General features: G+C 45.9%; 12 protein-coding genes. 1 reads left to right on the top strand and 11 read right to left on the bottom strand.

What is annotated here, in order from left to right:
- Positions 1 to 17: 17 nt before the first annotated feature.
- The 5 genes from bglX to PAHA3_RS03455 form a co-directional block, all read right to left on the bottom strand.
- Entirely contained in the window at positions 18 to 2183 is a 2166-nt protein-coding gene (gene bglX / locus PAHA3_RS03475; RefSeq protein ID WP_062833488.1) for a beta-glucosidase BglX, read from the bottom strand.
- A 97-nt stretch (positions 2184 to 2280) separates the two neighbouring features.
- Positions 2281 to 3876: a hypothetical protein gene (locus PAHA3_RS03470; protein WP_062833487.1), complete on the bottom strand. Its 1596-nt coding sequence runs from the start codon at positions 3874 to 3876 to the stop codon at positions 2281 to 2283.
- A gap of 53 nt (positions 3877 to 3929) precedes the next feature.
- Positions 3930 to 4832: a carbohydrate ABC transporter permease gene (locus PAHA3_RS03465; protein WP_062833486.1), complete on the bottom strand. Its 903-nt coding sequence runs from the start codon at positions 4830 to 4832 to the stop codon at positions 3930 to 3932.
- Positions 4833 to 4850: 18 nt separating this feature from the next.
- Positions 4851 to 5810, bottom strand: coding sequence for an ABC transporter permease (locus PAHA3_RS03460; RefSeq protein WP_062833485.1), 960 nt, complete (start codon positions 5808 to 5810; stop codon positions 4851 to 4853).
- An 11-nt stretch (positions 5811 to 5821) separates the two neighbouring features.
- Positions 5822 to 6544: an alpha/beta hydrolase gene (locus tag PAHA3_RS03455; RefSeq protein WP_235599364.1), complete on the bottom strand. Its 723-nt coding sequence runs from the start codon at positions 6542 to 6544 to the stop codon at positions 5822 to 5824.
- 514 nt (positions 6545 to 7058) lie between these two features.
- Between PAHA3_RS03455 and PAHA3_RS03450 the strand changes: the two genes are divergently transcribed.
- Positions 7059 to 7976, top strand: coding sequence for a serine hydrolase domain-containing protein (locus PAHA3_RS03450; protein ID WP_062833483.1), 918 nt, complete (start codon positions 7059 to 7061; stop codon positions 7974 to 7976).
- A 103-nt stretch (positions 7977 to 8079) separates the two neighbouring features.
- Here the strand turns inward: PAHA3_RS03450 and PAHA3_RS03445 are convergent, their stop codons facing one another.
- The 6 genes from PAHA3_RS03445 to PAHA3_RS03420 form a co-directional block, all read right to left on the bottom strand.
- Positions 8080 to 8334, bottom strand: a complete 255-nt coding sequence (locus PAHA3_RS03445) for an AbrB/MazE/SpoVT family DNA-binding domain-containing protein (RefSeq protein WP_036610032.1) — start codon at positions 8332 to 8334, stop codon at positions 8080 to 8082.
- Between the two features lie 167 nt (positions 8335 to 8501).
- Complete coding sequence (trmL, locus tag PAHA3_RS03440; protein WP_062833482.1) at positions 8502 to 8969, bottom strand: tRNA (uridine(34)/cytosine(34)/5-carboxymethylaminomethyluridine(34)-2'-O)-methyltransferase TrmL; 468 nt, start codon at positions 8967 to 8969, stop codon at positions 8502 to 8504.
- A gap of 139 nt (positions 8970 to 9108) precedes the next feature.
- Complete coding sequence (gene serC / locus PAHA3_RS03435; RefSeq protein ID WP_062833481.1) at positions 9109 to 10197, bottom strand: 3-phosphoserine/phosphohydroxythreonine transaminase; 1089 nt, start codon at positions 10195 to 10197, stop codon at positions 9109 to 9111.
- 239 nt (positions 10198 to 10436) lie between these two features.
- Positions 10437 to 11861: a type I glutamate--ammonia ligase gene (glnA, locus tag PAHA3_RS03430; protein ID WP_062833480.1), complete on the bottom strand. Its 1425-nt coding sequence runs from the start codon at positions 11859 to 11861 to the stop codon at positions 10437 to 10439.
- Positions 11862 to 12274: 413 nt separating this feature from the next.
- The gene (gene aroF / locus PAHA3_RS03425; protein ID WP_036610039.1) at positions 12275 to 13339 is read right to left on the bottom strand and encodes a 3-deoxy-7-phosphoheptulonate synthase; all 1065 of its coding nucleotides are present in this window, start codon (positions 13337 to 13339) and stop codon (positions 12275 to 12277) included.
- Between the two features lie 273 nt (positions 13340 to 13612).
- Positions 13613 to 14566, bottom strand: a complete 954-nt coding sequence (locus PAHA3_RS03420) for a 4-hydroxy-3-methylbut-2-enyl diphosphate reductase (protein WP_062833479.1) — start codon at positions 14564 to 14566, stop codon at positions 13613 to 13615.

Below are 14566 nucleotides of genomic sequence, written 5' to 3'. Positions count from 1 at the left end.
TCTTTCCATCTCCCTGATTAAACGAGTCTGAATGATTTCTTCTGGGTATCCCGACTGTTTGCACCAACAAGAAGATGGAACTCGCCTTTATCACTGCGATGACTTAAGTCCGAATGGTGATAACGAAGCTGTTCTTCATTTAATGTAAACGTGGCTGTACCACTCTCTCCTGGCGCAAGGGCAAGTTTCACATATCCTTTTAACTCACGCATTGGACGAACCACTTCACCCGTTACATCACGAACATACAATTGAACCGTCTCCACACCTGCACGCTCGCCCGTGTTGGTTACACGTACCTGGATGCTCAGGGACTCATCAGCAGTCAACTCATTACTTGAGACTTCGAGACCACCATAAGAGAAGGAAGTATAAGAGAGACCATAACCGAACGGAAGCAACGGTTCATTCGGGCTGTCAATGTATTTGGAAACATAACGTTCTTCCGTCTTCTCCGGGTTCAGTGGACGACCAGTATTGAAATGGTTGTAATAGACCGGAATCTGACCTACAGACTGCGGGAAGGACATCGTCAGACGTGCAGATGGATTCACTACACCTGTCAGAACATCTGCAATCGCTGCTCCGCCTTCACTGCCCGGGAACCAGGCTTCAAGAAGGGCATCCGATTCATCGATGACACCATGAAGATCCAATGGACGGCCGTTGAAAATAACGGTGGCAATTGGTTTGCCGGCTGCTTTGAGCTGTTTGACCAATTCCAATTGGGCCGCTGGCAGACGGATATCCGTGCGTGAGCCACCTTCTCCGCTCATCTCGGAGTCTTCTCCCAGAGCGAGAACAATCAGATCTGCTTTGCTTGCCACTTCCAGGGCTTCGGCAATCTGCTCAGCTGTAATGGTATGAACATCACTACCTTGGGCAAATTGAACTTTCCCACTCGTCAGGCGCTCTTGCAGAGCTGTTCCCAGCTTGACTGCATCTTCCTTAACCCCTTCACAGGACCACCAACCCAGAATGTCTGTACTCTGTGCAAAAGGACCAATGAGGGCTACATTAGCTTCCGGTTGAAGCGGAAGAACATTGCCATCATTCTTCAAGAGCACAGCTGATTTCGTTGCCAATTCATACGATACCTGACGATGCTCTTTGGAGAAAACAATCTCGCGCTCCCGTTCCGGATCGGCTGCACGCAGCGGATTGTCGAACAATCCCAATTTTTCTTTCAGTTGCAGAATTCGCAGAACGGCTTCATCAATGAGCTCCTCTTCCACTTCACCGCTCTCAATCAGCTCAGGCAAATGATGCACATAACAAGGTGTCATCATCTCCATATCTACCCCTGCACGAATGGCACGATACGCCGCTTCACGGTCATCTTCCGCAGCTCCATGTGCAATCATCTCCCGAATGGAAGCCCAATCCGAGATCAATACGCCATCAAAGCCCCACTCTTCACGCAAAATGCCACGCATTAACTTCTCATTGCCACTTGCCGGAATACCGTCAACCGTATTGAACGAAGTCATGACCATTTCCACACCCGCATCCAATGCTGCTTTGTACGCTGGCAAATAGTACTCACGCAAGTTACGCTCGGACATGTCCACCGTATTGTAATCCCGACCACCTTCAGCCGCTCCATAAGCCGCAAAGTGTTTGACACAGGCAGCAAGGCGATCAGGCTCATCTTTCAAGCTATCTCCTTGATATCCTCTTACGAACGCAGCTGCGAACAAGCTGTTCAGATAAGGATCTTCTCCTGTCGTCTCCATCACACGACCCCAGCGCGGGTCACGAACTAGATCCACCATCGGTGCAAAGGTTACATGCAAACCGGATACAGCTGATTCACGTGCTGCAATTTCAGCACTTTTCTCAGCCAGTTCTGTGTCCCATGAGCAACCAATCGCCAGCGGAATCGGGAAAATGGTTTTGAATCCATGTACCACGTCAGCCATGAACAAGAGCGGAATGCCCAAACGGCTTTTTTTCATATAAGCTTGCTGCACATCAATGATGGCCTGCGCACCGGACAACCCTAGAATGGACCCACTGGCATCCACGGACTGCTCCGTAATTCCCATCTCTTCCATGGGCCCTGTGATCTGGCCTTCAACATTCGTTCCTTCATAAAAGTTGGCAGTCAACTGAAGAAGCTGCGCTGTTTTTTCCTCCAACGTCATCTGTTTTACCAAGTCAAGCAACTGCTCGTTATTCATCAATAGTATCCTCCACTACAAATTGTTGAAATAAAGAACCCGGCTGCGTTCGGGGAGAGACCGCGCACCGGGTTCAAAATTAATTACTGAATGATTACTAGAATTTATCGTTTAGCTCATCCAAGTAAGGCTGAACCAGGGACATTTTACTGTTCACCCATTCTTTCCAGTTTGCCTCCAGATCTCCGTTTTTGAGGATCAGGTTGGCATATTCGTTCTGGTAGTCGAATGAAGCCTGACTCTTAGCTTTGGAATCATACAGGTTGACATCCCAATCGTATGTTGCAAGTGATTTGCCTTCTGTACCGAGTTTTGCTTTTTCTTCGAACAATTTCACGGCTCTATCACGGTAATCCTTTTTAATTGCAGGGTTTACAACACTGAAGTCGTCACCCAGCAGGTAGAGACCTTCGAAACGTGCTGGATATTTATCTTCCAATACTGTTCCTTCTGGCAACAAGCTAACCAGTTCTTGGTTCTCATCATATTTCCAATCAGTTCCTTCAAAGCCCATGTTAATAAGCAACTGTCCTTCTTTTGTTGCGGAGTAATCGATCAGATCCATGATCCGTTCGAATTTCTCATCACTGATGTCCGGATTGAAGATCAATGCCGACCAGAAGTTGGCTTGCTCCATGTTACGGTATTTCCCGTCATCGCCTACTACGATTGCTGTGTGTACCAGTTCATCACTATCTACACCCAGATTTTTTCTCATATCAGAATCCAGGCCTTGTCTGTACGAAGCGAGTCCGCCCAGACTTGTTACAGCAGCTGTACCGGTTACTTTGAAGTTGTTTTGACCTTCATTGTTTTTCCATGTGTAGAACTCAGGATTGAGCAGTCCATCTTTATAAGCTTTTTGCATCAATTTAAGTCCTGTCAGCGTTTCAGGATCTGCTGGTCCCCAGTGGAACTGGCCATCTTCACCTTTGTAGAACGGAGAGTCAGTCATGGCATGCACACTGTTCGGCATAATCATGTTTGTCATTGCATCTCCAGCATTGTAAGACAGAGGTACAAGTTTGTTACCCACTTTGCCTGGATCTTTTTCTTTCACAAGCGCAGCATATTCGTTCAATTCAGTTGTTGTATACGCATCTTTCAGTTCAAAACCAACCGCTTCAGCCCAGTCTTTACGAAGCGCAATGACACCAATTTGGTTCGTCAGTGGGTCAGCTGGTTTGTTCTCGAAATAGATTGGTCTAGGCAGGACATATGTTCCACCCGTCAATTCTTCCAACTTGTCTCCAAGACCCGTCAAATTGTAAGCTGCTGCCACGTTAGGCCAGCGTTCTTTCCAGTCATCCGGGAATTTGTAGAACAAGCCTTGTTCAATACTGTTCATGGCATCGCCATGTACGTAGTTCCATACCGCTACATCCGGCAAGTCGCCAGAGTTGATCCACAGACGAAGCTTCTCGCCCCATGAATCCCAATCGATATAGTTGTAGTCCCAAGTTACATTGAATTTGTCTGTCCAGAACTTGTGGAAGTCATTATCCAGGTTCCCGTTTTTAATTTCTGTCAGGTTAGCTACAGAGATGGTCAGGTTGTCTTTGTAATTTCCCTCTGCATCTTTTTCGTTACCACCTGAAGCTCCTTGGCTGGAACAAGCGGTCACCATCAGCATAACTACACTAAGCGTGATGGCAAAGAGAGCTCGTACTGACAACTTTTTGTTCGTTTTCATGTTTTACCCCCATGTTTTTAGTAGAATTTTATTGCAAAATCCTATACGTATAATCAGGTCTTGATTGCCCCTGTTAATACCCCTTTGGCAAAGTGTTTTTGCAGCATTGGGAAGAAACACATAATTGGTACCATGGTGACAAATACGGCCGCCATCTTCATGCCCATGGAGAAATTGCTCGCTTGGGCAGCATCCACACTGGATGCATTGGATGCATTCGTCGTAGATGTCACGATAATATTTCGGAGTACATTCTGGAGCGGTAACTGATCCGCTTTTCGAAGGAATATCATCGCATCATACCAACTGTTCCAGTAAGCCACACCGTAGAACAATGTGATTGTAGCCATAATTGGTGTAGCCAGCGGAAGAACAACAGAGAACAAAATTCTCCACTCTCCGGCTCCATCCAGTCTCGCCGATTCCATGAGTGATTCAGGCAAGGTGTAGAAGTAGTTCATCATCAGAATCATGTTAAACGCACTGAAACTTCCCGCCAGGATAACGGACCACAGCGTACCAGTAAGATGAAGTGATTTCATGATCAGGTAGAGCGGTACGATACCACCATTAAAGATCATGGTGAACAGTACCAGGAAAAAGATAAATTTCTTAAACGGAAATTTGTTACGACTAAGGCCATATGCCATGCTCGTTGTCAGGAACAAGCTGAGTGGCAAGCCGATGACTAGCAAAATAATTGTATTTTTGTACCCCGACAGAATCGTTCCGTCAGCGAACAATGCCTTGTAGGAATCCAATGTCCATTCTTTAGGGAACATCAAAAATGGATTGTCAGCATACTCTTTTTGTGTTGCAAACGAGATCATGATGACATTCCAGAATGGAATCAGAATCATCAAGGCAAGCACAAGTAATATCGCAAATATGAAGTAATCGAGAAGTGTCATTCTTTCCGTGCCAATTCTCGGTTTTTTGTTAGCTTTCTTGCTCATTTCATTTCTCCTCCTCTCTTATCGGAACAAACCGTCTCCGCCAAGCCACTTGGCAAATCTGTCAGCAAGAAGCAGCAAGGCCATATTCACCAGGGAACGGAACAAGCTGACCGCTGTCGAGAATGAGAAATCGGTTGATGACTGGAACGTAATCCGATAGATGTATACATCGAGTACTTCCGATACATTTTTGGTAGCCGCATTCGCCAAGTTGAAGATCTGGTCGAAACCGGAAGACATCAATCCACCAACGGACAAAATAAACATGATCGTGATAGTTGGAAGGATGTTCGGTAAAGTAATTCTGAACATCTGTTGCATACGGGAAGCCCCGTCAATCTGTGCTGATTCATACTGATCCTGGTCAATACCGGAAATGGCAGCCAGGAATATAATTGCGCCCCATCCACTTGATTTCCAAATATCAGTTAACAGCAACATCGGTACAAAGTTGGATTCGGATCCCAGGAAGTTAATCGTTGGCAACCCGAGTAATCCGAGCGCGCTGTTTACCAGTCCGTCATATGCCAGCACATTGATGACTACACCGGATACGATGATCCAGGACAGGAAGTGCGGGAACGTAAGAACGGTTTGGAACAATTTTTTCCCTCTACGCATCCGCAATTCATTCAGCAACAACGCCAGAATGATCGGGAACGGGAACTGAATAATCAGTTTCAGAATATTGATGTACAGCGTACGCCATACGGCATCGATAAAGGTTGGATCACGGAAAACATATTTGAAGTTCTCGAATCCGCTCCATGGACTTCCCCAGATGCCCAGATTGGCCTTGTAATCTTTGAATGCCAGAGACAGGCCGCCCATCGGCATGTAGGCAAACAAGATTAGCCAGACAAGCCCCGGAATAAGCAGGGTGTATGTCATTCGGTGCTTCCAGATTTCAGTCCAGAGCGAATTGCCCTTCACGTTTCCCTTCAGCTTTTTGCTAGGTCCTTCGGCTGCAGGTTTCACATTGCATCTCCTCACTCTACTGTGGTCTTGTCGTTGTACAGAAAATCAAACATCGTTCTAAGGTGGTGCTCCCAAAATCTCCATTCATGAGCCCCCGGCGTCTCCACATACCGAAAATCAAAGGCCGTCCCCTGCATGTATTTCGCAAAATCGCGATTCATCTCAACGAAGGGGTCACTGTCGCCGCAGCAACTGAGGATATCCGGTAAAGGTGCACCCTGTTCCAGCAGCTTGGCTGACAGTTTGTAAATATCCTGATCGGCTTTTACCTGTAACCGTTCTCCAAAAACCGCTTTCATTTCCTTGATCATGGTCGCTGGCATATGGGGATCATGAAGGCGTGTCTGGATATCCGTAACGCCGGATAAAGACACTACTTTGCGATATCGCTCTGGATAAGTTAGCCCACATTTCAGTGCACCATATCCACCCATCGATAAACCGGCAATGTACGTTTTCTCCGGATCAGGATTCAGATTGAGTAGACGCTTGCATACTTCAGGTAACTCCTGAGTGATGTAGTGGAAGTAATTCAGGCCGTATTCCATATCGGTGTAATAGCTTCGATTCGCTTCTGGCATAATGACGGTACAGCCGTATTGGGCTGCATACATCTCAATTGTGGTTAACCGCTGCCAGGTACTCGCATTATCGCCTGCCCCGTGCAACAGATATAGTGTACCGCCTGAAGTCTCTCCGGAGTCACTGGACACAACATGTATGCTCGTATTCATGCATAAGGTTGGCGACCCAGTTTCGATCGTTATATGTGCCATAATGTAACCCCTCTCATCATCGCCTGCTGTCTTTACTCATTCGTTTCACTGGCGTTGGATTGCAGGCTGTTGTAGATTCCCTTGTAATACGATGGGTTATCGAAACGATTTTCTCGAATCGTTTCAAAACATAACCAACGTTGATCCACATGGACTTCATTACAACACTTTTAATGTGGAAGCGATTTCTTCGAATCGTTTCGAATAAATCATAAGCCCGATGAGTAAATCCTGTCAATAACCTTTTTACAAATTTCGCGTTATTTTCTCGAAAACATGCTATTTTAAGTCTGAATTTGCGCCCAAAGACACTATTATTGCGAAAAAATGAAATTTTAGTCAGTACTATTACAACTTTAATTGACATCAAACCAGCTTTATACTAACATGGGTTCTGATTTTGCAATCGAATTACGGAAACGTTTCACCAACCGATTTTACTCAGGTTTCACCTGATATTAGGGAGGTTAATATGTCTGAGAAACTCCAAGGCTTCATCCAAGCGATTACCGAGCAACAATTGAATGTTATCTCCATTCGCATATTACAAAAAGGACACCTGCTTGCCCATTGGGACCGGGATACAGATCAGCGCCGGGTACAACATTCCATCAGCAAATCCTTCACCTGTATGGCCGTTGGACTTGCGCTTGAAGAAGGTCTGATACATCTGGATGCCACACTTGGTGATTATTTCACCTATAATCATGTCCCCATTGCGCAGGACCATCTCCCCTCGCCGCGGGAACTGAAGTTACGTGATCTTCTCCGAATGTCTTCAGGCCATGACTCGCCGCCTCTTTGGGCGGATGAACGTGCTTCATTGACCGAGAAGGATTGGGTGAAACATTACATGTCTCTACCTCTGGACCGGATGCCTGGAGAACAATTTACATACAGCAGTGGCGATACGTTTATGATCTCGGCCATGCTGCAGGCTGCTACCGGCCAAACCGTGAAAGATTACCTGACTCCACGGTTATTTGAGCCGCTTGGCATACATGATGTAGAGTGGGAAACCTCTCCACTGGGGGTAACACTCGGTTGTGCTGGTCTTTGGATAAGCAATGAGGAGCTAAGTCGATTTGGACAATTACTGCTGCAGAAGGGCCTCTGGGAAGGCACACAGCTTGTACCTGCGGATTGGATTAGAGAGGCTACTTCCCAGCAGATCGAAACGACTGGAGACGGTGATTGGGGAAAAGGTTACGGATATCAGTTCTGGATGTGTTCCCACGATGCTTACCGCGCTGATGGCGCCTATGGTCAGTTGTGCATCATCCTTCCCTCAAGGGAAGCTGTCATATGTATTAACAGTGAAGAGGACAATATACAAGGCATCCTGGATGCCGTATGGGATAAGGTTTTACCTACTTGCATCCAACCTTAGTTTACGTATTTTCCTTTTATTCATTTGGAAACGTACCCTCGGCTGAATAATAAAAATACAAAAAAAAACGCCACGGGGTCAATGGACCCCATGACGTTATTTCTTACCCGTGCTGTGGAAGCTGAGTCATTTCATCTAAACATTGTGCGCATATGTAACGCTCTTTGAACTCGTTGACTTCCTCGATGGATCCGCAGAAAATACATTTTGGACGATATCTCTCCAAGATAATATGGTCCCCTTGTACTAAGATCTCTACAGGATCTCCCTCATTCATTTGATACCTTTTACGCAAAGATTTAGGCAATACGATCCTACCTAATTGGTCAACTTTGCGAACTACTCCAGCTGGCTTCATAGCTACGGCACACCTCTCCTATCTTACTCTAAATTTCTAGGTACATTTGTACTATGTTTATAGATTCGCCAACATTTTGTCGAATCCTGCTGGAAATAAACATTTTTTGTCCTTTTTTTTGAAAAATGTTTTTTTACCGAATTCTAGCCGTCATTAATAACCCGAATTTAACCCTCTAACCCCGGAAAATTAAGCTGGCGCAATGCTTCATACACAATAATTGCTGCCGAATTGGACAGATTTAATGATCTAACGTCACCAGTCATTGGCATTTTCATACATGTGTCGGGATTCGCAGCAATTAATTCAGGCGGCAGGCCTTTAGTCTCTTTACCAAAGACAAGGAAATCCCCATCTTGAAATTTAAAATCACTATATCGATTCTTGGCCTTCGTAGTTGCGTAGAAGAAACGACCTTCCGAGTACTTCTCCTGAACCTCTTCGAATGAGTCGTGGTATTCAATATGAACGGCATGCCAATAATCCAGCCCTGCCCGTTTCAATGTAGCATCATCTGTTCGAAATCCAAGTGGACGCACGAGATGCAGATGGGTGCCGGTCGCCGCACAAGTACGCGAAATATTGCCTGTGTTCGCCGGAATTTCTGGTTCAACCAGAACGATGTGTAAAGCCATATGTGTTCAATCTCCTTTTCATTTCATGTTGACGACAACCCTCTAATCTTAAAGAAAAGCCCTCCACACGTCAATGTGGAAGGCTCTGGTAAGGCACAGGATTAGACACGAAGGTCCATGACACCGTACCTATACTTAATTATCCATTTGTCTTCTGGAAGTGGCTCATGAAGTCTGTCAGTGCCTTAACACTCTCATAAGGAGCAGCATTGTAAATGGAGGCACGGAGACCACCCACACTGCGATGTCCTTTCAGACCTACGAATCCTTCTTCTTCCGATGCCTTAATGAACTTCTTCTCCAGTTCCTCAGAAGCAAGACGGAAGGTTACATTCATGAGGGAACGATCTTCTGCTTCCACACAACCACGGTAGAAATCACCGGAAGAATCGATCGTGTTATAGAGCAATTCCGCTTTTTTCGTATTTTTTTGCTCAATACCAGCCAGTCCGCCCTGTTCTTCAATCCATTTCAATACTTCATTCACCATATATACCGAGAAGGAAGGTGGCGTATTGTATAGGGAGTTGTTGTCTACATGCGTGCTGTAACGAAGCATGGTTGGAATCGTTTTAGGCGATTCACTCACCAGTTCCTCACGAGCAATCACAACCGTAATTCCAGATGGACCCAGGTTCTTCTGTGCACCTGCGTAGATCATGCCGAATTGATTGAGATCGAATGGTTTACAGAAAATATCACTCGACATGTCCGCAATCAGAGGTACTGAACCGGTATCCGGGAATGATTTGAATTGCGTACCTTCAATCGTTTCGTTGGAAGTCAAATGCACATAAGCCGTACGTTCAGGCAGACTCAGATTCGAAACATCCGGCAATTTCATGAACTTCTCTGCTTCCGAAGATGCAGCAACATGTGTCTCGCCGATCAGCTTCGCCTCAGACAGAGCCTTCTTGGCCCAGCTGCCAGTCATTAAGTAACTTGCTGTCTGTCCTGCTCCGAGCAGGTTCATGGGCAGCATCGCGAACTGAGTGCTTGCACCACCCTGCAGAAAGAGAACCTTGTATCCTTTTGGATTGCCTAGAAGCGACAACAAACGCTCCTGAGCTTCATTATGTACAGACTCGTACACCGCTCCACGGTGAGACATCTCCATAATCGACATGCCTGTATTACGAAAATCTACAAATTCCGCCTGTGCACGCTCCAGTACCTCAAGTGGTAACGCCGCAGGTCCTGCATTAAAGTTATACGCTCTTTTTGTCACAAAATCCCCCGCCCTTTCCATCCGTAACTCTGACATATTAAGTGAATATTATCGCTATGATATCAGTATTCTCTATCTGCTTCAAGGGCAATATGCACTGAAGTGTTGAATTCAGGCCATCAAATTCCTTTATCACCCTGCAAAGTTAAAGCGCTACATTGTTTAATTCAAGGAAAAGCCTCCGAGAGCGTGTCCCGGAGGCTTTAGGTTGGAACAAGATCTGTTCCGACCTCGACTGATTAGCAGTCGAAGTAGAGGCTGTACTCGTGCGGATGAATGCGGATCGCTACTGCTTTCGCTTCATCACGTTTGAGGTTGATGTAGTTTTCAATGAATTCTTTCGTGAATACGCCGCCTTCAGTCAAGAACTCGTTATCAGCTGCCAATGCATCAAGCGCTTCTTCGAGGGAAGCTGGCACACTGCGGATGTTTTCTTTATCTGCATCAGACAGGTCATAGATGTTTTTGTCGAGCGGACCATATCCAAGCTCAGTTGGGTTGATTTTACGTTTGATTCCATCCAGACCAGCCATCAACATTGCGGAGAATGCCAAGTATGGGTTAGCTGTGGAGTCAGGTGTACGGAACTCGATACGACAACCTTTAGGTGTAACCGCTGCAACCGGAATACGAACTGCTGCGGAACGGTTACCTTTGGAGTAAACCAGGTTTACTGGTGCTTCGTAACCAGGTACGAGACGTTTGAACGAGTTGGTACTAGGGTTAGTCAAAGCGATCAGGGCCGGAGCATGGTACAGGATACCTCCGATGTAGTGCAAAGCCATTTCACTCAGGTTAGCATATCCCGCTTTGTCATAGAACAATGGGGAATCGCCATCGAAGATGGATTGGTGAACGTGCATTCCGCTACCATTATCACCGAACAATGGTTTTGGCATGAATGTTGCTACTTTACCATATTGACGTGCAGTGTTGTGCACGATGTATTTGTATGCAAGCAGGTTATCTGCTGTTTTCTTCAGTGTATCAAAACGGAAGTTGATTTCGGCTTGACCCGCTGTCGCCACTTCATGGTGATGACGCTCGATCGACAGGCCTGCTTCTTCCAAAAGACGACACATTTCGCTACGAATATCTTGTTGTGTATCCACTGGCGCTACTGGAACATATCCACCTTTAGTGCGAACTTTGAAGCCCAGGTTTCCGCCTTCTTCTTTGCGGTTCGTGTTCCATGAAGCTTCTTCGGAATCTACGAAGTAGGAAGAGCTGTTCGTGCCGCTCTCATAACGTACATCGTCGAAGATGAAGAACTCGGATTCAGGTGCGAAGAATGCTGCTGTACCTACACCGCTCTCTTGCAAATAAGCTTCTGCTTTAACAGCGATACTACGTGGGTCACGCTCATAACGCTCGCCATCCGGAGTGAAGATATCACACATAACATTCAATGTAGGGTGTGCTGTGAACGGATCGACATAAGTCGCTTCAGGATCTGGCATCATAACCATATCGGACTCTTCAATTCCGCGGAAACCTTGGATAGAAGAACCGTCAAAAGCTACTCCATTTACGAACGTGTCTGCATCAACAGCCGAAGCTGGCAACGAGATGTGATGTGCACGACCAGCTAAATCTACAAAACGAAAATCTACCCACTCGATGTTGTTCTCTTGAATTGATTTCAATACGTTTTCAACCGACATGTATTCGTCCTCCCAAATATTCCGAACATTAAACAACCCCACTAAGAAAATGTCTAAATTCGAATTTTTTTCTGTCGTCATTATAAATTTCAAAACATGACATCGTCAATACTTATGTAAGGTATTTTTTGAAGGGATGTTAGCTATACTCACACTTTATAAATAACAAAAATTCATATAACAACTATTTTTATATACATTTAACTGGTTTAATGCGGTAAAGCGACCCCTATTTTAACCTAAATCATGGAAAAAACTTCACATCATAAATGTTTCTTATCACTATTGATTAATAAATACGTTCAAAACTGCAAAATATGCAAAAAACCGAGCATCTATCTGATTCCGTTGCAATGAACGAGACCAGAGGAGATGCCCGGATGATGATCCAGACCTTGACTATAAAATTCTTATTACACGCCTACACGTGCCGGGAAAAATTCTGCCGGTTGTTTGGCTGTGCTGAATGATTTACCCACGATTGGTGCCAATTTCTCCAGATCCTGCAGCAGGTTGGCGAATTGGTCAGGGAACAAGGACTGCACACCATCTCCTGTCATGGAGTTATCCGGATCGGTATGCATCTCAATGATCAGACCATTGGCACCTGCAGCCACAGAAGCTTTCGTCATTGGTTCCACCAGTTCACGGCGCCCAGTACCATGGCTCGGGTCTGAAATAACCGGCAAATGGCTCAGAGACTGCAGAACAGGGATCGCGGACAGATCAAGCGTATTCCGTGTGTAGGATTCAAACGTACGAATACCGCGCTCACACAGCATGACATTCGGGTTACCACCCGCAAGAATGTATTCAGCCGCATTCAACAATTCATCGTATGTCGCACTGAAGCCACGTTTCAACAATACCGGTTTGCCACACTCGCCCAATTTGCGGAGCAGGTCAAAGTTCTGCATGTTACGTGTGCCTACTTGCAGAATATCTGCGTACTCGGCACAAATATCCACATACTCGGGTGTCATAACTTCTGTAATAGTCAGTAGGTCATGTTTCTTGCCTGCTTCTGCCATCATGATCAATCCCTCTACACCTGTTCCCTGGAAGCTGTAAGGACCTGTACGCGGCTTAAATGCACCTCCACGCAGCACTTGCCCACCAGCAGCTTTCACAAGCCCGGCAATCTCATCAATCTGCGCAGCGGATTCAACCGCACATGGTCCACCCATGACAACAAGTTCTTTCCCGCCGATATCTACACCTTTGATGGAGATCACCGTATCTTCAGGGTGGAAGTCACGGCTTGCCAATTTGTAGGACTTCGAGATTTTCACGACATTCTCGACACCTTTCATTTGGCGAAGATGCTCCTGCATTTTAGGTTCAACTTTGCCAATCAAACCGATAATAGTACGATCCTCTCCGCGAGAGATGTGCACCTGAAGCCCTTCTTTTTCAATAACTGCAACGATATCCTGAATCTGTTCCTCCGGAGTAGCCTTGCCTGCAATAACGATCATATTAATTCCCATCCTTCCTTGTATGAGAGCACAATAATTTCTTAACGTGCGTCTGATTAAATCCGAAAACTCTGTCGCGCTTAAACGCTTGTTCGCTTTTAAGCTTTTATCCGTTAAAGTAAATATACCATAGTTCTCCTATTGCGTCAAGGTACGCATTCCTTATCCATATACACAAAGAACCCTGCTCCGCAGGCTCCGAATTCGGTTCTGCGTAACAGGGTTCTTCTCAATTCATTTATAACTTTTGATCTTCACTTACATGCCCTTGCCCTACGGGGTACGTGTTTTTTCTCTAACTGGTGGCAGCAGTTTACTCATGTTCACGGTACGCTTAATTTCCCACGTCTCCGGCTTATCATGTTCATACTGCTCCAGATAAAGGATGACTTCCTTCGTAATCGGTGTTGGTGTTGAAGCACCCGAAGTAACGGCCACCTTATTTACACCTTTAAGCCATTCTTGCTGAATCTCTGCCACATCGGATACACGATAGGCCGTAACCCCCGCGATCTCCTCCGACACTTGTGCCAGACGGTTAGAGTTATTGCTGCGAGGATCACCTACAACAATAACCAGATCAGACTGCCCCGCCTGTTCAGCGACAGCTTCCTGACGCACTTGAGTCGCCAAGCAGATTTCATTATGAATCTCTGCACCCGGAAACTTCTCCAGCAGACGACTCATAATATGCTTGATGTCCCATTGACTCATTGTGGTCTGATTCGTGATCAGAATTTTGCCTGCAGGTACGTTCAGTTCATCAATCTCTTCTTCCTTTTCGATCAGATGAACAAGATCTGGTGCAACACCTACAGCACCTTCTGGTTCAGGATGGTTCTTTTTGCCGATATAGATGATCTGATAACCTTCTGCCGTCTTCTCCCGAATGAGATCATGGGTCTTGGTGACATCAGGGCATGTTGCATCCACTGTCGTCAACCCTTTGTCCCGTGCTAGCTTGCGCACTTCTGGAGAAACACCATGAGCTGTGAAAATAATCGTGCCACTCTCCACTTGACTCAAAATATCCATCCGGTTCGGACCATCCAATGTAATAATACCTTCATCCTCAAAGGAATCCGTCACATGTTGGTTATGCACAATCATACCCAATATATAAATAGGTCGTGGTAAATCCAGATTGCGTGCCGCTTGACGCGCGAGCACCATCGCATCCACAACGCCGTAACAATATCCCCGCGGTGAAATTCGCAGTACTTCCAC

Source organism: Paenibacillus amylolyticus, from assembly GCF_001570725.1.
Lineage (GTDB): Bacteria > Bacillota > Bacilli > Paenibacillales > Paenibacillaceae > Paenibacillus > Paenibacillus amylolyticus_A.
The sequence above is the reverse complement of the archived record's forward strand: the minus strand, read 5'-3'. Positions and strand labels throughout refer to the sequence as shown.

Bases quoted from the DNA above. Each gene is read 5' to 3' on its own strand.
- bglX (WP_062833488.1), bottom strand. From the start codon at position 2,183: ATGAATAACGAGCAGTTGCTTGACTTGGTAAAACAGATGACGTTGGAG.
- PAHA3_RS03470 (WP_062833487.1), bottom strand. From the start codon at position 3,876: ATGAAAACGAACAAAAAGTTGTCAGTACGAGCTCTCTTTGCCATCACG.
- PAHA3_RS03465 (WP_062833486.1), bottom strand. From the start codon at position 4,832: ATGAGCAAGAAAGCTAACAAAAAACCGAGAATTGGCACGGAAAGAATG.
- PAHA3_RS03455 (WP_235599364.1), bottom strand. From the start codon at position 6,544: ATGAATACGAGCATACATGTTGTGTCCAGTGACTCCGGAGAGACTTCA.
- PAHA3_RS03450 (WP_062833483.1), top strand. From the start codon at position 7,059: ATGTCTGAGAAACTCCAAGGCTTCATCCAAGCGATTACCGAGCAACAA.
- PAHA3_RS03445 (WP_036610032.1), bottom strand. From the start codon at position 8,334: ATGAAGCCAGCTGGAGTAGTTCGCAAAGTTGACCAATTAGGTAGGATC.
- trmL (WP_062833482.1), bottom strand. From the start codon at position 8,969: ATGGCTTTACACATCGTTCTGGTTGAACCAGAAATTCCGGCGAACACA.
- glnA (WP_062833480.1), bottom strand. From the start codon at position 11,861: ATGTCGGTTGAAAACGTATTGAAATCAATTCAAGAGAACAACATCGAG.
- aroF (WP_036610039.1), bottom strand. From the start codon at position 13,339: ATGATCGTTATTGCAGGCAAGGCTACTCCGGAGGAACAGATTCAGGAT.